21 protein-coding genes are annotated in these 21,532 nt (G+C 47.5%); 4 read left to right on the top strand and 17 right to left on the bottom strand.

Translation table 11 applies throughout. From position 1 onward, the window contains the following. Positions 1-14: 14 nt before the first annotated feature. Both KB186_RS09545 and KB186_RS09540 read right to left on the bottom strand, forming a co-directional pair. Positions 15-839 (bottom strand): sulfite exporter TauE/SafE family protein, encoded by an 825-nt coding sequence (locus KB186_RS09545; protein WP_173610020.1) that lies wholly within the window; start codon positions 837-839, stop codon positions 15-17. A gap of 20 nt (positions 840-859) precedes the next feature. Then, the gene (locus KB186_RS09540) at positions 860-1,717 is read right to left on the bottom strand and encodes a DUF72 domain-containing protein (protein WP_173610019.1); all 858 of its coding nucleotides are present in this window, start codon (positions 1,715-1,717) and stop codon (positions 860-862) included. A 52-nt stretch (positions 1,718-1,769) separates the two neighbouring features. On the opposite strand from KB186_RS09540, the gene KB186_RS09535 reads away from it, so the two are divergent. Then, on the top strand, positions 1,770-2,276 hold the full coding sequence (locus KB186_RS09535; RefSeq protein WP_232773476.1) for a M67 family metallopeptidase: 507 nt from the start codon (positions 1,770-1,772) through the stop codon (positions 2,274-2,276). Here the strand turns inward: KB186_RS09535 and KB186_RS09530 are convergent. Then, the gene (locus KB186_RS09530) at positions 2,207-3,610 is read right to left on the bottom strand and encodes an aspartate kinase (RefSeq protein ID WP_232773475.1); all 1,404 of its coding nucleotides are present in this window, start codon (positions 3,608-3,610) and stop codon (positions 2,207-2,209) included. The two genes, KB186_RS09535 and KB186_RS09530, sit on opposite strands and share 70 nt — an antisense overlap. Before the next feature lie 187 nt (positions 3,611-3,797). Between KB186_RS09530 and KB186_RS09525 the strand changes: the two genes are divergently transcribed. Further along, complete coding sequence (locus tag KB186_RS09525) at positions 3,798-4,550, top strand: polysaccharide deacetylase family protein (protein ID WP_173610016.1); 753 nt, start codon at positions 3,798-3,800, stop codon at positions 4,548-4,550. Between the two features lie 60 nt (positions 4,551-4,610). Here KB186_RS09525 and KB186_RS09520 read toward each other — a convergent pair whose 3' ends face one another. The 3 genes from KB186_RS09520 to KB186_RS09510 all read right to left on the bottom strand — a co-directional run bounded on the left by KB186_RS09520 (position 4,611) and on the right by KB186_RS09510 (position 8,215). Beyond that, on the bottom strand, positions 4,611-6,152 hold the full coding sequence (locus tag KB186_RS09520; RefSeq protein WP_173610247.1) for a flotillin lipid rafts scaffold protein FloT: 1,542 nt from the start codon (positions 6,150-6,152) through the stop codon (positions 4,611-4,613). Further along, positions 6,152-6,691 carry an NfeD family membrane protein gene (locus tag KB186_RS09515; protein WP_221867872.1) on the bottom strand — a complete coding sequence of 180 codons (540 nt, stop codon included), beginning with the start codon at positions 6,689-6,691 and terminating at the stop codon, positions 6,152-6,154. The genes KB186_RS09520 and KB186_RS09515 overlap by 1 nt, the downstream gene beginning before the upstream one ends. 87 nt (positions 6,692-6,778) lie before the next feature. Then, a complete protein-coding gene (locus tag KB186_RS09510; protein WP_173610014.1) occupies positions 6,779-8,215 on the bottom strand; it encodes an aminotransferase-like domain-containing protein in 1,437 nt (478 codons plus the stop codon). A 152-nt stretch (positions 8,216-8,367) separates the two neighbouring features. Here KB186_RS09510 and KB186_RS09505 point away from each other — a divergent pair, with 152 nt between their 5' ends. Next, a complete protein-coding gene (locus tag KB186_RS09505) occupies positions 8,368-9,309 on the top strand; it encodes a DMT family transporter (RefSeq protein WP_232773474.1) in 942 nt (313 codons plus the stop codon). A gap of 50 nt (positions 9,310-9,359) precedes the next feature. On the opposite strand, the gene KB186_RS09500 is transcribed toward KB186_RS09505, so the two are convergent. The 7 genes from KB186_RS09500 to KB186_RS09470 all read right to left on the bottom strand — a co-directional run bounded on the left by KB186_RS09500 (position 9,360) and on the right by KB186_RS09470 (position 16,478). Next, positions 9,360-9,824 carry an NUDIX domain-containing protein gene (locus tag KB186_RS09500; protein ID WP_229088160.1) on the bottom strand — a complete coding sequence of 155 codons (465 nt, stop codon included), beginning with the start codon at positions 9,822-9,824 and terminating at the stop codon, positions 9,360-9,362. 16 nt (positions 9,825-9,840) lie between these two features. After that, complete coding sequence (locus KB186_RS09495) at positions 9,841-10,377, bottom strand: suppressor of fused domain protein (RefSeq protein WP_232773473.1); 537 nt, start codon at positions 10,375-10,377, stop codon at positions 9,841-9,843. 334 nt (positions 10,378-10,711) lie between these two features. Continuing rightward, entirely contained in the window at positions 10,712-10,876 is a 165-nt protein-coding gene (locus KB186_RS09490) for a hypothetical protein (RefSeq protein WP_173610010.1), read from the bottom strand. Between the two features lie 558 nt (positions 10,877-11,434). Continuing rightward, a complete protein-coding gene (locus KB186_RS09485; protein WP_232773472.1) occupies positions 11,435-14,032 on the bottom strand; it encodes an ABC transporter permease in 2,598 nt (865 codons plus the stop codon). Further along, positions 14,029-14,712 (bottom strand): ABC transporter ATP-binding protein, encoded by a 684-nt coding sequence (locus tag KB186_RS09480; RefSeq protein ID WP_221868014.1) that lies wholly within the window; start codon positions 14,710-14,712, stop codon positions 14,029-14,031. The genes KB186_RS09485 and KB186_RS09480 overlap by 4 nt, the downstream gene beginning before the upstream one ends. Positions 14,713-14,797: 85 nt before the next feature. Continuing rightward, positions 14,798-15,799 (bottom strand): sensor histidine kinase, encoded by a 1,002-nt coding sequence (locus KB186_RS09475; RefSeq protein ID WP_232773471.1) that lies wholly within the window; start codon positions 15,797-15,799, stop codon positions 14,798-14,800. Then, positions 15,792-16,478: a response regulator transcription factor gene (locus KB186_RS09470; RefSeq protein ID WP_221867866.1), complete on the bottom strand. Its 687-nt coding sequence runs from the start codon at positions 16,476-16,478 to the stop codon at positions 15,792-15,794. The genes KB186_RS09475 and KB186_RS09470 overlap by 8 nt, the downstream gene beginning before the upstream one ends. 227 nt (positions 16,479-16,705) lie before the next feature. Between KB186_RS09470 and KB186_RS09465 the strand changes: the two genes are divergently transcribed. Beyond that, positions 16,706-17,023: a hypothetical protein gene (locus KB186_RS09465; protein WP_221867865.1), complete on the top strand. Its 318-nt coding sequence runs from the start codon at positions 16,706-16,708 to the stop codon at positions 17,021-17,023. Positions 17,024-17,139: 116 nt separating this feature from the next. Here KB186_RS09465 and sufB read toward each other — a convergent pair whose 3' ends face one another. Genes sufB through sufD form a run of 4 tightly spaced genes read right to left on the bottom strand, consistent with a single transcriptional unit; the run spans position 17,140 to position 21,525 of the window. Continuing rightward, a complete protein-coding gene (gene sufB / locus KB186_RS09460; protein WP_048034589.1) occupies positions 17,140-18,537 on the bottom strand; it encodes a Fe-S cluster assembly protein SufB in 1,398 nt (465 codons plus the stop codon). Between the two features lie 39 nt (positions 18,538-18,576). Further along, complete coding sequence (sufU, locus tag KB186_RS09455; protein WP_007726380.1) at positions 18,577-19,014, bottom strand: Fe-S cluster assembly sulfur transfer protein SufU; 438 nt, start codon at positions 19,012-19,014, stop codon at positions 18,577-18,579. Further along, a complete protein-coding gene (locus KB186_RS09450) occupies positions 19,001-20,227 on the bottom strand; it encodes a cysteine desulfurase (RefSeq protein ID WP_047073086.1) in 1,227 nt (408 codons plus the stop codon). The genes sufU and KB186_RS09450 overlap by 14 nt, the downstream gene beginning before the upstream one ends. Then, the gene (sufD, locus tag KB186_RS09445; RefSeq protein WP_047073087.1) at positions 20,227-21,525 is read right to left on the bottom strand and encodes a Fe-S cluster assembly protein SufD; all 1,299 of its coding nucleotides are present in this window, start codon (positions 21,523-21,525) and stop codon (positions 20,227-20,229) included. Before sufD ends, KB186_RS09450 begins: the two co-directional genes overlap by 1 nt. Positions 21,526-21,532 lie beyond the last annotated feature (7 nt).

The raw sequence follows: 21,532 nt of genomic DNA, 5'->3' as shown, positions 1-21,532 counted from the left end.
TCCCTCTCGTCTCATTATCCAAAAATCGCTTCTCCGATCATTTGTATGGCAATTCCCAATATCAGAACACGCAAAAACAGCACGATGGTGCGACCTTTCATTTTACTGGCAATAATCGCTCCGAGCTTTCCGCCCGCCCATGCCCCCGGCGCGAGCATCGCTGCATACAGCCAGTGTACGTTGTCGTGGAAGATATTCGTGATTGATCCAACCACCGCTGATAAAAAGATGACCACCATAGAAGTAGCCGTGGCAATGTGTGGCGGGAAACGAAACAAAATCATCATGGCTGGAACCATCAGGATGCCGCCCCCCACACCAAATAGCGACGAGGTAATCCCTACAAAGAAGGCAATCGTAATCACGGACCATTTGCTATACCCGTACACATATTCATTTCCTTCGTTGTCGACGAAGTGGCGTTGGACTTCCCACTTGATGCTGCGTGGTTTGATCTTGTCTTTGACCATCAATACGACGAACATACAGAGCTGAAACAAGCCAAACAGCAGCGAAAAGCCCTCCACTGCTAGTAATGTATTAAGATACACGCCCACAATAGCACCTGGGGCACTCCCGATGAAAAAGAGCATAGCACTCTCTTTATCTACTTTTTTTTGTTTGAAATAAGAAAGGGAGGAAGACAGGGCCGTTACCGCAATCACGATTAGCGAAGTCGCCGCTGCTACTTGCGGGTTCATCGATCCAGGCATGTACCAATTCCCAAAATACAGCAGAGCAGGCACGAAAAAAATCCCACCACCCAGACCCGCGATACTGCCAATGACGCCAGCCACGACTCCAATGATGACAAACAAGATGGCAATTACTGCAAGCATGATACTCCCCTTCTTTCTTGCTACGTGGAGAACAGGTCCATCTGACGAGGATTCAGACCAGTTGGTGCAAGGCCAAGCATCTCCGAAAACTGCTTCGCATTTGCTGCTGCATCTCCTCCAGAGTTATTGTTGAACAAAATGCAGACTTCATCCGCTTCCCTTTCGAGCAGTCTGATGTGTTCAACCCACTCTGCAAGCTCTGTCTCACTGTATCGATATAAATAACGGACATCTCGCCAATTTTGTCCCTCTCCGGGATCTCGCCAGCCCGCTTTGTTGCGCCCATGAAAGCGTACCAACGCCAAGGATGGCTTCGTTACGGCAGGAACAATCGGGACGGAGCCTTTTCCGACCTGCGGTTCATCACATACCACATGTGTCGCTTCGATCTTGTGCAAGAAATCAAGCGTTCGCTCTGAATACCGTGGTTCAAACCAGCTTTGATGGCGAAACTCCACCGCAAACGGATACGCCTGCATGGCTTGGCGGCAAGCAGTCACATACTGGACATGCTCCCGGGTACAATCGAACCACGGCGGAAACTGAAACAGCAATGCTTTGAGCTTGCCTGCCTCCACGACAGGCTGAATACTCTCCTCAAACAGACGAAACAATTCCCGTTTGCTTGCCGAAGCGTCCCCTCGTTGATGTCCCGTCATCCCTTGATGAGGCTTGACGATAAAGCCAAATCGTTCAGGCGTATCCTTCACCCACGATTCGTAATTTCGCTGTGGTAAAATAGCGTAAAAAGAACTATCCACCTCTACAATTGGAAAGTGGCTGGCATATACGGACAGCTTGTCTCGATTGCGCACCCCTTGTACGTACAATTCGTGCTGATCTCCCCAGCCGCAAACTCCCACTTGTATCGTAGTCATCAAATGCTAACCTCCAAATCATAGCCGAATAGAGAAGAAGGACGAAAGCCGAATGAAAAATCCCGCTTGGTTGGGTGACCCCTTTGCGATTAAGGATAACAAAATATTCCTGACGAAAAAAGTAGCGAAACGCCTCCTGGCCGAAGCACAAGAGGCGTTTCCTTATGAGTATTCTGCTTTGCTCGCAGGTCATGGAGCAACCATTACGACCTGTATACCAATGCCCATCTCACCTGACAAGCACGTGTTCGCTTGGGATGGGACAACGTTTCTTCAAGCCTTGCAACACATCCGCAAGAACAATCTTCAATGGCTAGGTGTCTTGCATACACACCCACATACACTGCCAATCCCTTCTGCACGCGACATAGCAGGCTGGCATTATCCCACGCTCAGCTATTGGATTGTGGGACTCGCATCCGCACAGCCAGCATGGCATGTCTATCAATGGGTACAGAATGGCAATAGCGGATCATTTGAAGCACGCAGCTATACACTGACAGAAGCGGCTTGTGACGATGGGGAAACCACTGGTTCCTCTCCTCCAAAAAACTCTTGATACAAAGCAATCACAGCACGGTCTGCCTCTTCGGCTTTTACACCGAACATCATGCTTACTTCCGATGACCCCTGATTGATCATTTCCAAATTAATTTTCGCAGCAGCCAACGCCGTAGTGGCTCGCGCAGTTGTCCCCACAGATTGACGCATGCCCTCCCCGACAATCATGACGAGTGCCAGACTATGCTGAACAGCGACATCATCAGCGAGCAGCTCTCGGCGGATGCGCTCTACAATCCGCTGTTCCTTCTCTTCCGTGAGATCTCGCTCTCGGAGAATGACAGAAATGTTATCAATTCCAGATGGCGTGTGCTCATACGAAAGCCCTTCCTCCTCCAGAATTTGCAGTAGCTTGCGACCAAAGCCAATTTCGCGGTTCATCAAATACTTGCTGACGTAAATGCTGCAAAAGCCGCCGTCACTTGCAATCCCCGACACTCTGTTTGTAGCAGATCCTCTCTCCGCCACAATCATCGTACCAGGCGCAGACGGATTGTTTGTATTCTTGATGCATACTGGTATATCTGCTTGATATGCGGGAATCAACGCTTCCTCGTGGAACACACTAAAACCGGAATAGGACAGCTCCCTCATCTCTCGGTACGTAATCTCTGTCACTTTTTTTGGATCGGCAATCAGGTTTGGGTTGACCACATACACCGAGTCGACATCTGTAAAATTCTCGTAGACCTCTGCCTGAACTGCCGCAGCCAAAATCGATCCCGTAATATCCGAGCCACCTCGTGAAAAAGTAACCAGATCACCGGCACGCGAATAGCCGAAAAATCCTGGGAAAATGACGATTCCCTCCCGCTCTCGCAATGTCGCCAATTTGGTATACGCTTCAGGGAGGATATGAGCATTGCTTGCTTCATCTGTAACCAACATTCCTGCGTCCTTTGGATTGATGTAGGTCGCGACCTCACCCAGGCTCTGCAAATAACGAGCGACAACTTTGGCGCATGTATCCTCTCCGGCAGCTTTGACCGCATCCATGAATCTGTCTGCGGACAAGCCCGCCTTGTTTGCGAGAACCTCCTCGAGCTCCGCTTCGATCGCTTGGCCGATCTCGGCAGAAAGACCGAGATCGGCCACAATCTCCCGGTAGCGCAGGAAAATGGCTTGTTTTGCTTCCTCTGTAGGCTCCCCAGCCAAAGATCGCTCAGCATAGGCAATTAACAAATCAGTAACCTTCGTATCTTCCTTGTTCCGTTTCCCAGGTGCCGATACAACAATCAATCGTCTGTCCCGATCCGCCATAACAATTTGGCATACTTTTTTTATTTGCTCGGCATTCGCCAGAGATGTTCCCCCAAATTTTGCTACCTTCATGATTGATTCCTCCACCCAACTCTCACGTCTTATGCTTTTACTAGCTTAATTTATCCACACAAAAAGAACAAGTGTCTTTTCCACAGAGACACACAGGAATATTCATCAAGATTTGTCGCATAGTAACGGTGAGTACATCATCACGTACAGCTACCTAGCACCATAGTCTCTGCAACGAGGTGAACGAATGAAAAAGCTTATCCTCTTTTTCCCCCTTTTGCTCGCTGTCATTCTTGCTCCTTCCTTCAGCGAGACAGCCAATGCCATTCGGGGAAAAAATCGCGAGTATTACGAAACAAGAGGAGATATCGTTTGGGAAGTGCCGACAGAGAGCAAGGTGATTGCCCTTACCTTTGACGATGGTCCTGATCAGGTATACACTCCTCAGATCGCAGCGCTGCTGAAGCAGTATCAAGCGAAATCTACCTTTTTTGTCGTCGGCAATCGTGTGAGCGAGTACCCGGAAATTGTCAAATCTCTCGCGAATGATCAACATGAGATTGCCAATCACACTTACAGTCATCCTGATATACGAAAGCTGTCAGCGAAACGACTGTTAGAAGAGGTGCAAAAAACACAGGAGACGATTTATTCGGCAACAGGGGTTCGTCCCACCCTCTTTCGTCCTCCGGGGGGATATTATGACGAGACCGTAGTCGATACAGCCAAGCAAGCCGGTTTTCTCGTGATCATGTGGTCATGGCATCAAGACACACGTGATTGGAGCGACCCCGGTGTAAAAAAGATCGTCAACAAGGTTTTGAACAACGCTCGGAATGGAGACATCGTGCTATTTCACGATTACGGAGGCAATCGAAAACAGACTGTACAAGCTCTCGAGCAAATATTGCCTGAACTGAAAAATAGAGGGTATAAATTCGTCACGGTCAGCGAATTGTTGAGAGGATACGGACGCGCGAAACAGGTAGACTACCCTTGATTTTCTGCATAAAAAAGTGCCCCTCACTAAAAAGGGGCACTTCTCCTCTGATGGATTTGATTATTTCTTTTCGTCCTCCGAAATAGAATCGGTCTCAACCTGAACTTTTACAGGTACAGGCGGTTGCTGCGCGGGCACGTTACCACCCTTTTGCATAAAGTCCGAGATCATTTTATTCATATCCAAACCAGACACGTCTTTTAACATCTCCGGCAGTTGGGCCATCAGCTTCGTAACATTCCCGCTCAGACGATTGACGCCATCTCCCTGGCCGCCTCCTGCATCCACGATTGTTACTTTGTCGATCGCTTTCATTGGCTCGGCAACTTTCTCAGCCAGCTCAGGGAGCATTTTCGCAATAATATCGAGGACAGCCGCATGACCGAATTTTTCAAATGCTTCAGCCAGCTTCTCTTTCCCTTCTGCTTCGGCTTCGAGCTTGAGGCGTGTGACTTCTGCCTCAGCGCTACCACGTGCTTTTTCAGCCTCGGCAATCGCCAAGCCTTCCAGACGCTTCTGCTCGGCATTTGCTTTTGCCTCAGCTTCAATGCGGTACTTGATCGCGTCTGCTTCTCTCAGCTTCTTCGCTTTTTCCGCTTCTGCCGCCTGTTCCACTGAGTAGCGGTCGGCGTCGGCCTTTTTCTTCACTTCCGCATCATATTGCTTTTCGCGGCGAAGAATTTCTTTTTCCTCCAGCTCGATTTCCTTCTGCTTGCGGACGAGATCGATCTTCATCTCTTCTTCTGTCACCTGCTGCTTGGCGACAGCTTCTTGCAGCTTGTAGGCTTGGTCCGCGCTCGCCTTCGCTTTGTCCTGCTCTTGCTTAAACGCCGCTACCTTCAGTTCTTTTTCCTTTTCAGCTTCGGCAATGTTCGTTTCCTTCAGCAGCTCTGCCTTGCGTGCCTCTTCCTCTGCCTGTGCCTGCTTGATCCGCGCTTCTTTGTCCGCATCAGCCTGTGAGATGGTCGCATCGCGCTTCACCGCAGCGATTTGCGGTATTCCAAGCGCAGCTAAATAACCGTTTTTGTCCCGGACATCCTTGATCGTGAAGCTGACAACGGACAGCCCCATTTTCTTCAAATCCTTTGTCGCTACCGCTTGCACCTCTTGTGCGAATCGCTCACGGTTCTTGTAAATTTCCTCTACCGTCATACTGCCGAGGATTGCCCGCAAATAGCCTTCGAGAACCTCCTGTGCTTCTCCGCGCAGCGCCTCGTCACTCTTGCCCATAAATTGCTCGGATGCAGTCGCGATATCTTCAATCGAGCCGCCTACCTTGATGATTGCAACGCCATCTGCCATGACAGGAACGCCCTGCTCGGTGTACACCTCAGGAGTCGATACGTCCAGCTTATGAGACAGAAGACTCAGAAAGTTTGCTTGTTGAAAAATAGGGAGGATAAATGCGCCGCCTCCGCGGACGATCTTCATCTTGCGCCCGGATTCGTCACTGAGTACGTTTTTCGAGCCGAGATAGCTACCCGTCACGATCATGGCTTCATCTGCACCCACTGTTTTGTAACGGGCCCAAAAAGCAATACCCAAAACGAGAAAGACTGCGACGACAACACCTACTATCGTCAAAATGCCAGGATCTACCATCATTTCCCATCTCCTTCGCCAGATTCAGTGTAAAAGGGGATCACATACAAGACATGGTCACGGACCTCGACTACGACGACACGGGTTCCTTGCGGGATAATCTGGCCCTCCAGACTCGCTGCCATATGGTAAGTGGTTCCACTAATCATCGGCAGCAGCACCTCTCCCAGTCCTTCTGCCGGAATTGTCGTCCCGACTTCTCCCAGCTTTCCTCCTAGTTGACTCATGGAATAGCTCGTGGAATTTTCCGCATGACTCATCGGCTTTACCCACAGGAAGTAAGAGACAAGAGCCAAAGCGAAGCCAATGACAGCAGCTAGCATCAATCCGACAAGCGCACCAAGAGAAGTGTACCTGGACAACAGATACCCCGCTCCGCCAAAAGCAGTCATGCCGCTGACCAACAAAATGGGCTGAGCAAAAGGCAGATGCAGATGTCCCAGCCAATCCGAGAGCGTATCGCCGAACAACAGTGAGATGACCGTGTAGAGTAGACCAAGTACAAGGCAGACCATGTAGACGGTTTCAAGTACGCCCACGACTGTCCCCCCTTTCTAAAATTGCCTCTATAGTGCATACGAGTGAGGTGGAAATTAGTTTCATAAATAAGGAATTAATCCCTTTTCTTATCGTTTTTTCTGCTGTAGGACTCTTTGGATGCGTCGAATGCCTTCCTCGATATTCGTCGGACACTCCCACGAATAGGTCAGGCGCAGCCAGCCCGCTTCCGCTCCATAGACGCTACCGGGTGTAAAGACAACGCCCTCTCTGATCGCATCATCAAGCAATTCCCTTTCGTCCCTGGGAGCCAGCAACCGACACCAAATATGATAGCTGCCACCCGGCTCCTTCCATACGGCGAAATCGGAGAGATGATTGTGCATAGCGCGTACCATTGTTTGTTGCTGCTCCAACAAGTAACGAGACATCCGCTCCTGCTGATTGTTCCAGCTCTCTCGCTCAACAAACCGCCGGGCGAATTGCTGGGAGACGCTGCTCGTGCCAAAGTCCATTTGCTGCTTGGCATCGGCTAGTCTTTCTACAACAGATCTAGGTCCCACCAGCCAGCCAATCCGCAAGCCTGGCGCAATCGTTTTCGAAAGACTCCCGACATACAGAACAGCCCCTGTCTTGTCGATGGCTTTGATCGGCTTGGGTGGTCTAGGGCTTCCAGCCAGTGTCAATGCGCCGTAAGCGTCGTCCTCCACAAGTGGCAGGCGCAGTTCCTGACAAATATCGAGCAACTGAGATCGCCGTGCCTCACTTAAAATCGTCCCGGTTGGATTATGATAGGTCGGGTTGGCGAAAACCATGCGAATGCGATGCTCCCGCTGCAAGTCGTAGACAGCCTCGGGTATAATTCCGTCCTCATCCATCGGCAAGCGAAATAAACGCAGCCCGGCTGAACTGAATAAGGGCAAGGAATACGAATAAGAGGGTCCCTCCATTGCGATTGCATCTCCTGGATTCAAGAGACACAGTGTAATGAGATGCAATGCCTGCTGCGCTCCTGACGTCACCAAAATTTCGTCGGGAGAAGCGTGAATGCCGTAGTTTTCTTGCAAATGCACAGACAGTGCCTCACGCAGACGCGGCTCCCCCTTTGGGTGCGCGTAGCCCAGCTCAAGTTTGATCTCGTTTTCTTCCCTCGGCGTCGTTGGTATCCATGACGGGATCATCGTCGTTGCCAATTCTGCCTTTGCCAGATTGATGATTGAAGAATCGAAGCACGCATCCTGAATTCGTTTCGCGAGTGGATAAGCTGGCAAGAATGCCCCGCCATTCGTGTAGGTATACCAGTTTGGCATTTGTTTGACGCCCCACAGATCCCGACTGACCCAAGTACCGCTCCCTTGCCACGATTGTAAAATCCCTTTTGCCCGCAATTCTTCGTACGCTGCCGATACCGTCCCACGATTGACGCCAAAGCGACGTGCCAACACTCTTTCCGGCGGCAGAGATGTACCGGGGGACAGCACTCCTAGCACAATCTGTCGTTCCAGCTCTTTGGCGATTTGCAAATAGATCGGAACTCCCGCATCTTTGTCCGGCTTCCATTCCATCCTGATCCGTCCCCCAAATTTCCTGTTTTCGTTTTCCTCACTTTCGACAAATTGGCTTACTGCTCCTGCTGCCAATTGGCTCTACCGTTTATGCTCGGTCGCCTCTAAGATAAAACAACAGAAACTTTTATTCGATAAAGGATGGGATTCGGATGAGTGCACAGCTTCCTATCGAGAAGCAAGCCTTACAAAAAGAGCAACCAATCACTCCTGAGCAGCTGCATACAGAGAAAATGGGCTTGTTGTATGGCTTCATCGGGGTGCTTAGCTTCAGCTTGACCTTGCCAGCAACGAAGGTGGTTGTTACCGTGCTCTCTCCCCTCTCGGCAGGGTTGGGACGAGCGTTGATCGCGGCTGTACTGGCTGCTTTGGTGCTCCTAATGAAACGTGTACCGTTTCCTACCTGGCAAGAGACCAAGAAACTGTTACTCGTATCTGCCGGAGTAGTAGCAGGCTTCCCGCTTTTCTCGTCGTGGGCGATGGAGAGAGTGCCCGCTACGCATGGTGCAGTCATCATCGCACTATTGCCATTGGCCACGGCAGGCGCAGCGATATTTTTTTCAGGCGAACGCCCCACCCGGAAGTATTGGATTTCAAGTGGGATCGCCTGTGTGACGATTATCGCCTACGCAATCAGTTCTGGTTTTGGTGCCCTCCAATGGGCGGATCTCGCCTTGCTCGGGGCGGTCATCAGCGCGGCGATCGGATACGCGGTCGGCGGTGAGCTCTCCAAGACGATGGGTGGTTGGCAGGTCATCAGTTGGTCGTTGATCTTTGCCTTTCCTTTTCTCGTCATTCCGCTCGCAGGGCCTCTGCTTGCTGAGTTAAAACAAGCCACTTGGCCTGTCTGGATCGGTTTTGGTTACATTAGCGTAATCAGTATGTTTCTCGGTTTTTTCGCCTGGTATCACGGCCTGGCACTCGGTGGCGTCTCCAAGGTAAGTCAAATCCAATACCTTCAACCCTTTTTATCGATCATCGCCGCCTGGCTCCTCCTGTCAGAGACATTGACACTCGGTGCTGTTCTTTCCACTGTCATTGTCGTGTTTGCTGTCGCAAAAGGAAGAAAAGCTTCCGTACAGCAAAAAGCGTAAGGAAAAAACACCGCTCCTCTTCACTAGGAAAAGGGCGGTGTCTCTTGTTTTTATTCTGCTTGTTTCAGCATATTTCCCAAGTACATCGGTTGATAAGTGGGATCAGACAAGACTTGCTTGACTTGATCCGGTCGTGTTTTGTGGTCATTCGGCAGTTGCTTCCACTCGTCTAGCGTGACCCAGCCCGCCCATTCGATTTCTTCATCGACGATACCACCTGGCGTAGGGTTTGTCTCTTCTCCGACGAGCTTCGCCAGAACTCCTACTCCGACTGTATGCTTTCCATTCCCTTCCTGATCGATCCGATCGTCTATCCAGATCAATCGCTCCATTTCCACGAGGAGTCCAGTCTCTTCCATCACTTCTCTTTTCGCCGCGTCTGGAATCGCTTCCAAATATTCTACGATTCCCCCTGGCAGATTGTAAAAGATGCCTCGTTGTGTCTGCTCACGGATGAGGAGGACCTTCCCTTCGTGTTCCACTACTACGGTGACTCTCAAGCGAATCGCTGACATTTCGCTCGCTCCCTTCTCAGATGGCAGGCGTACGCGTAACATTCAGGGAATCGACACCGGAGTGCGCTAACCATTCCTGTAATGCCATAAGTCCATATTGTTCCAAAAACTTTGCTTCAGAATCCGCGATTGCATGAAGCATCATGAACCTGATTACGTCCTTGCCGTTTGTATAATATTCAAGTCCAGCCTCTTCATAATAGGCAGGGGTCAGTACCATATGATTCAAAACCGATTTTTCCACGATTGTATCCCCGAGCGAAAAGATGCTCCCAGACTCCATACGGGTAGATTGACTCTCCCACTGACGAATTACCTGGGCTGCTACTCTTGCCAAATGCGTAATCATTCTCTGCTCAAACTGATAGGAATAGACGAGGTACTCTGTGGCCCCCATCTTGTGCAGCTCAAGCGTGGCATACGTCCACCATCCTCGCTTGCGCGTAGCCGGATAGACGGCAATCAGGATATCCGCATCTTCCGATTGATACAGAACGCCTTGGCTCCCAAAAAAGTGGTGGCAATGATCCATTAATTCCTTCACCACTATCATATGTGCAACCCCGCTCCAAAAAGTATGAAAACCTCTATGGCTGCCTGCTCATAGAAGAGCAACTGCGCATTTGTGAAAAGGTTTGTGCTCGCCCGAAAAAAAGCATGCCTGGATACGTAGGCATACTTCGTTGATGCTGGGTAGCGTAATCTTGTATATACGAACATTTTATCATTGTGCGGAGTGAATGTACATGTTTGAACACGCACAAAAAAGCCACCGTTATCCCGAGGGAACTGTTCTAGTTTATTTCGTGACTTTTACCGAAATCGTCATGCTTTTTCCTTGGTACTTCACCTTGAGTTTCGTTGTTCCTTTTGTGATCTCTTCCTCTTCACCTTCTGCAATCGTGACAGATCAGCTCAGCCCCACCGACATAGACTGTCAGCTTGGATGTTTTTCCGGCATATTTGGCTGAAATAACGGTTACACCTGGCGCAAGCCCGATGATTTCTCCGTTCCCATTGAGCGTATCGAAAAAGTAACCATTATTATCCATTTGCGTAATAAAACGTGAAGGAGTGAATTCCGCATGACCGACTTCGTATCCATCATATTGATAACACTCCCCCTACTTAGTTGGGGTTTTATCGTGAATTCCCAGTCACTTCGTAAAAGATGGCTGTATGTACTGTTCACATTTATCCTTTTTTGGGGGATTGTCGGATTAGAATGTTACTTTGACCCTCCATCCCCTCACTATGAGTAACCGACTCAATAGTTAAACAGCGTGATAAGTGAAAACTGCTCGACCATTACGACTTTGACATGGTACGATTTAGGAAACGCTTTTGGTGGTGTTCCCGTGTTTAAACTCGATTGGATAGCTTCATAAAAGGATTTCTTTTGCCCGATCTCATGGTCGGGTTTTCATTTTTTCCTCGCTGTGCTTGATCCACTATTTACAGCTCAGGTGCAATAAAAAATACGTATCTGAACGAATCAGACACGTATTTTTCTAAGGCGTTATTCCTTCGTCAAGAACTGTTCACTACTTGTCTTTATGAGCTTTTGTCTCTGCAAGGTGCAAGGTTCCTTAAGATCATTACTCCCTCGTTCAAATGTTTTCGTTCTTCAACGAATTAACGATACTGTATTCTTTGTATTTTCTATTCGCATAAAAGATCGTCAACCCCACAATAAAAAACACACCTATCCCAGCAATGATAAGATCCGCCCAAGGCAACGTAAAAGCAAATTCAAAATTACGGTCAAGGATCTTGTAGATGAAAAACATCACGCATAAACTAATCGGTAGTCCGTAAATAAGCGACTTCATTCCATAAAAAAACCCTTCGAACCGTAGCATTTTCTTCACGCCCTTTGGCGTCATGCCGATGGAAGCCAACATCGCAAACTCACGTTTTCTCAAGGCCATCCCTGTCGATATTGTGTTGATAATATTTGCCATACAAATGAGTCCGATGAGAACCACAAACCCATAAAGGAATACGGATGTGACTGTGGCGCGATTCATTGCATCCTGACGCTCCTCAATCAGATTGGTCGTATAGACATGTACATCTGGATATCTGTTAATAATCGGGTTTATTTCATTTTCCAATGCCGCAGACTGCTCAGTTGTAAATTGAACCTCGCTAGTAACTTGCTCAGACAGCATATTGTTCCCACGTTCTCTTAACTTGTCAAATCCTCGTTCAGAAACAACAAATGTAACCATAAAAGCATCTTCCTGGTAGCGTAGCATAAAAGGTGGACGTTTATCCGTGATAGAAGCAATTCGGACTTTAGCTCCTTCAATCAAAGTGAGAGGCAGTTCTGATCCTTCTTGGACTGTTAATTGAGAGATATCTGTAAAATTATGTTCTTCTTTCAAGGTGAACCGATTGACAAGTATTGCAGAAATCTCGTCACCTTCCAATTTCTTTGCATCAATCCCAGCGGATTGCAGGTACGCTGCAAAAGAGGCCTCATCCAGAGAAACAATGTTTGCAGACATGAAGTATTTCCCTTCTGGATTAAGAGTATGGCGACTGGAGATGTCTGTGGTAACCTCGTTTTCGTTGAGTAATAGATCAGCACCGATAAGTTGGGTCCGCACCTTTGTTGTTGCGTTTTGGACAGACATCAATTCATTTGTTAATGACCTTACCCTTTCCAGATCGGCTCCCCTTGCGTTTACTGACAGATCATATGGTAGCGGTGCTTGTGCCATATTGTAGGACTTATCCATATACAACGAAAAGGAAGAAGCTGCTAGGTACAAGATTACACTGATCGCAAGAGAAAAGACAGTTGAGCGATAGTGATGTTTATTCCTTTTCAGATTTTTTAATCCTAATTCCGCTTCAAATCCAAACAACTTCCGGATCATTTTGGATGTACGAACATCTTTTCCTTTTATTTCGATATCCTTTGTCTGGCGGATTGCAGTTATCGGTGTAATTCTCGAAGCCCTCACTGCTGGTAACCATGCAGAAATGAGCAATGTCAAAACGGAAAACAAAACGACAGCAATCATACTGTACGGCTCTATCACCAGTCGCATCGGTTCACTAGCGACAAACATTTTTTGAATGAATGGGCTGAGCAAATGGAGAGTAACTCCAATGCCAATTGACCCAAAAAACAACCCGGCTGGAATAGCTATGATCCCGATTACCGTAGCTTCAAAAAATACAGAAGCCCTTTTTTGTTGTTTGGTTGCCCCTACGCTAGATAACATCCCTAAAGTGCGACTACGCTCTGAAAGTGAGATCGCAAACGCGTTGTAGATTAGTGAGACAGATCCAATCAGAATGATAATTCCCACGGAAAGAACTGCCAGATACATGGTGTTAAGAAAGTGGGAATCATTCGAAATCCCGGAATAAAGCAAAAGGTCCCGATTGTACTTGATTTTTACTCCATTCGATTTAACTTGATCCTTTACTCCGCTTACTTTACTAGCAATCGTGTCACTCGTTTCATAAATGTTATTTCCTAAACCTTTAAAATCCTTATATTCAACACTTACCGTATAGGGAAAACCCTCCTCTAAATCACCCTCGGAGAGTCCACTAAATGCACGGTATGCGGCCAGTGCATCCCGCTCTCTAGCTGGCGCTTGAACAATCCCGGTAATTGTGTATGTTCTTGTCTTTGTAGGCGTAAAGACTTCCTTTGATTGATAGACATAATCGGTGTCTAATGTCTCGCTCTTACCATCTATATTCAAGCTACGTTTACCAAAATCTAAGGTGACTACATCTCCAACCTTCCAGCTTACCCCTGCGGTTTGGAGAAACTGTGATGAGAGTGCCAGTTCATTTTCATTTTGAGGCAAACGCCCATCAATTAGGCTCACCCCTATTACATCATGCTTACTGTGTCCAGTAATATACAAATAAGGCTTCACGCTGCTTGGAGAGTTAGAAAGTCGTGCAAATCCGAGTTTCTGTTCAATGTCGTACCTTTCAATTCCTTCTGCATTTGTAATAACCGCAACATCTTCTCCTGCAACATCGAGAAAAGCTGCCTGCCATTTACCAGAGTAGGCAATCGCGTTTCTCTGCATCATTTCCATGAAAGAACTGCTAATCGAAAATACAGCTGTAAGCATTGCGACAGAAATGACAACCCCAATGATTGTAACAAGGGTACGGCTCTTATTCTTCTTCATATAACGTAAAGTGAGCTGATTTACGATATTCATCGCCTGATCACCTCATCTCTGGAAATCCTGCCGTCCTGAATGCCAATAATACGGTCCGCTTTCAAGGCAATGTTTTCGTCATGTGTAATAACGATCAGTGTTTGATGCCGTTCTTTGTGTAGTTTTTTCAAGAGCTTCACAATCTCAGCACTATTTTGGCTGTCTAAATTCCCTGTTGGCTCGTCAGCCAATACAATGGCGGGACTGCTAATCAAGGCACGGCCAATAGACGCACGCTGCTGCTGTCCTCCAGAAAGCTGGTTTGGCAGATGCTTTAATCGCTGTTGAAGGCCTAGAGTCTCTACGATACCGGAAAAGATATCTTGATTTACTTCTCTACCGTCCAACAGCAATGGCAGGGTGATATTTTCCTCCACAGTAAGGACAGGGATCAGGTTGTAAAATTGATAGATAAGCCCAATCTGTCTGCGCCTGAAGATGGCCAGTGCCGTTTCATCCATCGCGTACATATCAGTCTGGTCAACGATCACTTTACCCGATGTAGGCGTATCAACGCCCCCCAGAATATGCAAAAGGGTAGACTTACCTGAACCAGATGGTCCAATGATCGCCACAAACTCCCCTTTTTGTACGGAAAATGAGATATCGTTCAATGCAGTAACAGCTGTTTCGCCATCACCGTACGTCTTTGACAGGTTCTCTACTCGCAAAATCTCCATCATGATCCTCCCAGATAAGTTATTACGTTGAGAATAGCTGCCAAACATGTCTCTTCGGTGACATTCATTCTTACAATTTTGTCATCTAAATGATTTGCTTGTAAAATTTGATTCTGAATGTTGTACCTGCACCAATCTGACTTTCCATAAACACATCGGCGTTTTGACTTTGCAAGATTGTTTTAGACATCGCTAGCCCTATTCCAATACTATCCGCTCCCGCATTCTTCCCTTTATAAAATCGTTCAAAAATGTGTGGGGCATCTTCCGGACTAATCCCCTCTCCACTGTCGGCAATGACAATTTGTGTATACAAGGGTGTTTCCTCACACGAAATAGCAATCTGTCCCCCGACCGGCGTATGCTCAATCCCGTTTTTAATTACGTTCAAAATGGCTTCTACCGTCCAGTTTTCATCTCCATGCACGAAAAGGTCTTCTTTACAGGAAAAAGAGAGCTCCTGATTTTTTAATTCCATGGGGACAAGGAGTGGTTCTACTGCCTTGTTTATCATTTTCTTGACAGATACAAGTTCCTTCTTGAAAATAACACTTTGCACTTCGATTTTGGACAGCTTGAGCAATGAGGTTACGAGCCATTCAATACGCTTCAACTGATTGATAATTTTGCCCAAGAATTCCTCCCTCTTGTCTGGGGGCAGACTAGGGTTGTTTAACAAATCAGCCATGACAAACATAGAGGTAAGTGGCGTTTTTAATTGATGGGAGATGTTCGAAAGAGTATCTGCCAAGTATTGTTTTTCCTTTTTCAGTAGAGTAGACTGCTCGGACAACGTTAATGTGACTTTATAAATATCATTTTTCAAAATGCTCAATTCACCCTCAACGTTATCCCTAATATCCATCGTGGGTTGGCCTGAATATACAGAAGCCAAATAATAAGCGAGCTTCCTGATGTCCTGATAACGTTTGCGGGTAAACAGGAAAAAAATTGAAAGGAGCAGAAATACCATTGCAACTCCGACAATCCCCGCTTTCCAGTCTATCATCCATAGAATAGTGATCCCAATGAAAGAAATAAACATGCTATACATGCATAACTTCCGTATTTCTTTGTTTTTAAGCATGGCTGCCACTCATTCGATAACCCAGTCCGCGTACGGTTTCAATCACTTTAGGATTCTGGCTATCATCCTCCAACTTTTCTCGAAGCCGTTTAATGTAAACAGAAAGGGTATTGTCATTGATAAAGTTACCATCTATATCCCAAATGCCCTCCAACAACTGATTCCTGGACAGAACTTGTCCTCTATTATTTATGAATGCTAACAGCAAACGGTATTCTAAGGCAGTCAGCATCACTTCCTCGGTTCCTTTGTACACTTTAGCCAGTTTTGTATTTACGACAATATCTCCAATCTTGACTTTGTCAGACAAGTTGGGTTCTTTTTGGTAATGTCTAAGGGATGACTTCATTCGGCTAATTAGCTCCCTGATACGAAACGGCTTTGTGATATAGTCGTCTGCCCCCATATCTAACCCTCGAACCACATTGATTTCATCATCACACGCCGTCAAGAAGATGACAGGTGCATCCTGATTTTCTTTTACATATTCGCAAATCTCATAGCCATTACCATCTGGGAGAGTCAGATCGAGTAAATATAGATCAAAACTGTGCTGTTTGATTGTTTCGAGTGCAGTTTGTTTTCCTTCGCAAAGAACTACTTCATAGCCCTCACTGGAAAGCGAATAGTGCAAACCATCTGCAATGGTCTTGTCATCTTCCACTATTAAAACCTTCATGGTTCATCCTCCCTCTACTACCATAAATCGCAATCAGCAACTCTTATCTTCCCATTTTAGTAATGATTATCGGTGTTTTCATAACACAATTGGTATTAACCTAATTTACTTAATTGGCAAGATACTTTGCAAGTTGGACTGACGAAATCATATGAATGGTTACCTTTTTCAACCTCCTCTCGTCTTGTTTGTTAGCAATTCCACTTTTTGGGAGGAATCAGGCACTTATGAAAAACAAGACAGCTTGTCTCATCCTTTCTATTACTCAAAGCATATATGCCATTTTCTTATTGGCTTGGGCCATTTCTGTTATTTTTACCATTGTGCTTCTACCTGAAGATAAATATGATACTGGAGCGCCAGGGGTGTTCTATACGATCCTATCGTATCCGCTTGTACTACTTGCCTCAACGTTGGGCAGTTGGTACTGCTATCACAAGTTGAAATTCAAAACGAGCTACGCACTCAACGCCATTCCTTTACTTTGGGTCATTCCGATGGCGTTATTTATGATCTTATTATGGAAATTTAGTAAGTCCTCATAAAAACAGCCCTCTGGCGAATTACCGTCAGAGGGCTGTTGCGTTTTCCTTCATCAAGCAGGGCACAAAAAATACGTGTCTGAACGAATCAGACACGTATTGTAACGTTATCGAAACGCTTATCCGATAGAGCCTTCCATCTCGAATTTAATGAGACGATTCATCTCTACCGCGTACTCCATCGGCAATTCTTTAGTGAATGGCTCGATGAAGCCCATTACGATCATCTCAGTTGCTTCTGCTTCTGACAAGCCGCGGCTCATCAGGTAGAAGAGTTGATCCTCGGATACCTTGGATACAGTCGCCTCATGCTCAAGCGTGATGCTGTCGTTCATGATCTCGTTGTACGGGATCGTGTCAGACGTGGACAGTTTATCCAGAATCAGCGTATCGCATTTGATGTTGGACTTGGAGCCTTCCGACTTGCGTCCAAACTGCGACAGACCACGGTACGTTACTTTTCCGCCATCACGGGAGATCGACTTGGAAATGATCGTCGATGTGCAATCTGGCGCCAAGTGAATCATTTTCGCACCTGCGTCTTGGTGTTGTCCTTTTCCTGCTACTGCAATGGAAAGAACGGTACCTTTCGCGCGAGGTCCTTTCATGATTACTGCTGGGTATTTCATCGTCAGCTTGGAACCGATGTTACCATCAATCCATTCCATGTTCGCATCCGCGTATGCAACCGCACGTTTGGTAACGAGGTTGTATACGTTGTTGGACCAGTTTTGGATCGTGGTGTAACGGCAACGAGCGCGTTCTTTTACGATGATTTCTACAACAGCGGAGTGCAAGGAATCCGTGCTGTAGATTGGAGCTGTACAGCCCTCTACATAGTGAACGAAGGAATCTTCATCGGCGATGATCAGCGTACGCTCGAATTGACCCATGTTCTCGGAGTTGATGCGGAAGTATGCTTGCAGCGGAGTTTCCACTTTTACACCTTTTGGTACGTAAATGAAGGAGCCACCGGACCATACTGCCGAGTTCAACGCAGCAAACTTGTTGTCTGCTGGCGGAATCACTGTCGCGAAGTATTCTTTCACGATTTCTGGGTGAAGCTTCACCGCAGAATCCATGTCGCAGAAGAGAACGCCCAGTTTTTCCAGGTCTTCCTGCATGTTGTGATAAACTACCTCAGATTCATACTGGGCAGATACACCTGCGAGGAACTTTTGCTCTGCTTCTGGAATACCCAGCTTGTCAAAGGTTGCCTTGATTTCTTCCGGCACCTCATCCCAGCTACGGCCTTGCTTTTCAGAAGGCTTTACGTAGTAGGTGATGCTGTCAAAATCGAGGTCGTCCAGATCGCCGCCCCATTTTGGCATCGGCATGCTGTTGAAGATGTCCAATGCTTTTAGACGGAATTCCAGCATCCATGCTGGCTCATCCTTGATCTTCGAAATTTCTTCGACGATCTCGCGGGTCAAACCCTTTTTCGTACGGAATACAGAAACGTCCTTGTCGTGAAAGCCGTACTGATATTCCTGTATTTCTGGGCCTTTAACAGCCATCGTTGCTCACTCCTTCGTGTTCATTTCCCTTACCCATCACTATTCCTGCTCCGCCTGTTTGACACCTTGCTCCAATGCTTTCCAAGCCAGTGTCGCGCACTTGATACGTGCCGGGAACTTGGCTACGCCAGACAAGGCTTCGATATCACCAAGGTCAATCGAATCATCGATTTCTTTGCCTTGCATCATATCAGAGAATTTTTGCGACAGCTCCAGTGCTTCTGCTACTGGCTTACCTTTGACAGCATCTGTCATCATGGATGCAGACGACATACTGATCGAGCAGCCTTCGCCGAGGAACTTCGCGTCCACCACTTTGCCGTCCTCCACTTTCAAGGAGAGCGAGATGCTGTCGCCACAGGTCGGGTTATTCAAATTCACAATGAGTCCGTCGGATTCCTCCAGCTTGCCGCGGTTGCGCGGTTTCTGGTAGTGATCCATAATGACGCGGCGGTATAAATCATCAAGAGAAGACATTGCCGAAATACTCCTTCGTCTTCTTCAAGCCCGCGATCAGCACATCTACTTCTTCTTCTGTATTGTACAGATAGAAGCTCGCCCGAGCGGTAGCTGTCACATTCAGCCAACGCATCAGCGGTTGTGCGCAGTGATGCCCGGCACGAACTGCGATTCCGTAACTGTCCAGCACCGTCGCCAGGTCATGCGGATGTACTGTATCCAGGTTGAATGTAATTAAACAGCTGCGGTCCTGCTGTGGGCCGTAAATCTTCAGTCCTTCTATCTCGCGCATTTGTTCCATCGCGTACTTGACGAGATGTTTTTCATGACGCTCGATATTGTCCATACCGATCTCTTCCAAAAAGTCGATTGCTGCTCCCAATCCGATAGCACCTGCGATGATCGGAGTTCCTCCTTCAAACTTCCAAGGGAGCTCCTTCCACGTGGAATCGTACATATCCACGTAGTCGATCATTTCTCCGCCGAACTCCATCGGCTCCACACGCTCCAGCACCTCACGCTTGCCGTACAGGACGCCTACGCCTGTCGGTCCTGCCATCTTGTGGGCTGAAAACGTATAAAAATCGCAATCCAAATCCTGGACGTCGATTTTCTTGTGTGGAGCACCCTGCGCTCCATCAACAAACAAAAGTGCGCCATGCTGATGAGCGATTTGGGCAATTTCCTTGATTGGAGTAGTATCCCCCAATACGTTGGAAACATGGTGAATGGCAACGATCTTGGTATTGTCCGTAATCGTTTCCTTGACCGCCTCCAGAGTAACGGTACCGTCCTCTGCCAGCGGAATGAACTTAAAGGTCGCTCCGGTCGCCTTGGCTGCCTGCTGCCATGGAATGAAATTGGCGTGATGCTCCACCAATGTGGTCACGATTTCATCACCAGGCCCCAGGTACTTGCGAGCATAGCCGTACGCTACCGTATTACAAGCAGAGGTCGTACCACGCGTAAAGACGATTTCTGCGGCTTCACGGGCGTTGATGAAGGCGCGAACTTTCTCACGCGCGCCTTCGTACCCATCTGTCGCTATGTTACCCAAGGTGTGCACGCCACGGTGCACGTTGGAGTTATACTCCCTGTAGTATTTATCCATCGCCTCAATAACCTGAATCGGTTTTTGAGAGGTTGCACCATTATCCAAATAAACGAGCGGATGTCCGTTTACTTCCTGGTGTAGGATGGGAAAATATTTCCGAAGCTCCTTGGCGTTCATTAGCCTAACTTCCTTTCAAGCGCCTGACGGAGTCTGTTCTTCACTTCTTCTACTGGAATCTCAGCGACAACTGGCTCCAGGAAGCCGAGAATGATCAGACGTTCTGCGCCTTGACGGGAAATACCACGAGACATCAAGTAGAAGATAGACTCTTCACTAAAACGTCCTACCGAAGCTGCGTGACCCGCTTTAACGTCATCCTCATCGATCAACAGGATCGGGTTGGCATCACCGCGAGATTTATCGCTCAGCATCAGGATGTTTTCCGCCTGTACGCCGTTTGCCTTTTCAGCGCCTTTTTCGATTTTCGTGATACCGTTCAAGATACTCACTGCTTCATCCGTCATAACAGCCTTGCTCACCATGTCAGACTCAGTGTGCGTGCCGATATGCTGAACTTGGGAAGTGAGGTTTTGGCGTTGGGAACCCGTACCTACAGAAATGGATTTGGTCTCTGCAATCGAAGCAGTTCCCTTGAGGATGGTGGTGTTGTTGGCAACGGTATTGCCATCGTTCATCTCACCCAAAATCCATTCCATTTTTCCATCGCGCTCAACCGTTGCACGACGGAAGCTGTAGTCGTGAACGTCTACAGACAGAGAACGTACAGAAGCTACTTGCACAGATGCACCCGCGCCTACATATACTTCAACTAGGCTGTTCGCAACCATGCTTTTGCCCTCGCCAGATACATATGTGTCCACGTAGGTTACTTTACTGTTCGCTTCTGCCACGATCAATACATGTGGAGCCAACAGAGCGTTGTCGCCTGCGATTTCATACACAGCTTGCAGGGGAACATCTACTTCCACGTTTTTCGGAACGTAGAGGAATACGCCACCATTTACTACTGCCGTATGCAAAGCAGTCAGCTTGTGCTCATCAAGTGCGATAACGTTCAGCAAATATTTTTGCACGAGATCGCCATGTGATTGCAGAGCATCAGCAAAAGTCGTGAATATCACGCCTTGTGCCTTCAACTCATCGGATACTGCTTGAAAAACGGTAGAAGCATTTTTTTGTACCAACAGGTTTTTCACGCTGTCGACATCGATTTGTGCTTTTACCAAATCGCTGAGTTCATTCGCCGCTGCCACCTTCGCAGTGGTTTGGAACGGATCGAAATCAACGGTATTCCATTTATCAATCTTCGTTTTCTCCAAGGCAGGGAGCGCCAGCTCTCCCGCCGCCTTCAGTCCAGCGAGGCGCTTTTCCAGGAACCAGGCAGGCTCCTGATTAGCTTTGGAGTACTGGGTGATCGCCTCGGAATCGAAGCGTAGCTGTACATCCACACTCATTTCACTG

This window comes from Brevibacillus sp. AF8, from assembly GCF_021270385.1.
In the GTDB taxonomy this organism is placed as follows: Bacteria; Bacillota; Bacilli; order Brevibacillales; family Brevibacillaceae; genus Brevibacillus.
The sequence above is the reverse complement of the archived record's forward strand: the minus strand, read 5'-3'. Positions and strand labels throughout refer to the sequence as shown.

Bases quoted from the DNA above. Each gene is read 5' to 3' on its own strand.
- KB186_RS09545 (WP_173610020.1), bottom strand. From the start codon at position 839: ATGCTTGCAGTAATTGCCATCTTGTTTGTCATCATTGGAGTCGTGGCT.
- KB186_RS09540 (WP_173610019.1), bottom strand. From the start codon at position 1,717: ATGACTACGATACAAGTGGGAGTTTGCGGCTGGGGAGATCAGCACGAA.
- KB186_RS09535 (WP_232773476.1), top strand. From the start codon at position 1,770: ATGAAAAATCCCGCTTGGTTGGGTGACCCCTTTGCGATTAAGGATAAC.
- KB186_RS09530 (WP_232773475.1), bottom strand. From the start codon at position 3,610: ATGAAGGTAGCAAAATTTGGGGGAACATCTCTGGCGAATGCCGAGCAA.
- KB186_RS09525 (WP_173610016.1), top strand. From the start codon at position 3,798: ATGAAAAAGCTTATCCTCTTTTTCCCCCTTTTGCTCGCTGTCATTCTT.
- KB186_RS09520 (WP_173610247.1), bottom strand. From the start codon at position 6,152: ATGGTAGATCCTGGCATTTTGACGATAGTAGGTGTTGTCGTCGCAGTC.
- KB186_RS09510 (WP_173610014.1), bottom strand. From the start codon at position 8,215: ATGGAATGGAAGCCGGACAAAGATGCGGGAGTTCCGATCTATTTGCAA.
- KB186_RS09505 (WP_232773474.1), top strand. From the start codon at position 8,368: ATGAGTGCACAGCTTCCTATCGAGAAGCAAGCCTTACAAAAAGAGCAA.
- KB186_RS09500 (WP_229088160.1), bottom strand. From the start codon at position 9,824: ATGTCAGCGATTCGCTTGAGAGTCACCGTAGTAGTGGAACACGAAGGG.
- KB186_RS09495 (WP_232773473.1), bottom strand. From the start codon at position 10,377: ATGATAGTGGTGAAGGAATTAATGGATCATTGCCACCACTTTTTTGGG.
- KB186_RS09490 (WP_173610010.1), bottom strand. From the start codon at position 10,876: ATGGATAATAATGGTTACTTTTTCGATACGCTCAATGGGAACGGAGAA.
- KB186_RS09485 (WP_232773472.1), bottom strand. From the start codon at position 14,032: ATGAATATCGTAAATCAGCTCACTTTACGTTATATGAAGAAGAATAAG.
- KB186_RS09480 (WP_221868014.1), bottom strand. From the start codon at position 14,712: ATGGAGATTTTGCGAGTAGAGAACCTGTCAAAGACGTACGGTGATGGC.
- KB186_RS09475 (WP_232773471.1), bottom strand. From the start codon at position 15,799: ATGCTTAAAAACAAAGAAATACGGAAGTTATGCATGTATAGCATGTTT.
- KB186_RS09470 (WP_221867866.1), bottom strand. From the start codon at position 16,478: ATGAAGGTTTTAATAGTGGAAGATGACAAGACCATTGCAGATGGTTTG.
- KB186_RS09465 (WP_221867865.1), top strand. From the start codon at position 16,706: ATGAAAAACAAGACAGCTTGTCTCATCCTTTCTATTACTCAAAGCATA.
- sufB (WP_048034589.1), bottom strand. From the start codon at position 18,537: ATGGCTGTTAAAGGCCCAGAAATACAGGAATATCAGTACGGCTTTCAC.
- sufU (WP_007726380.1), bottom strand. From the start codon at position 19,014: ATGTCTTCTCTTGATGATTTATACCGCCGCGTCATTATGGATCACTAC.
- KB186_RS09450 (WP_047073086.1), bottom strand. From the start codon at position 20,227: ATGAACGCCAAGGAGCTTCGGAAATATTTTCCCATCCTACACCAGGAA.
- sufD (WP_047073087.1), bottom strand. From the start codon at position 21,525: ATGAGTGTGGATGTACAGCTACGCTTCGATTCCGAGGCGATCACCCAG.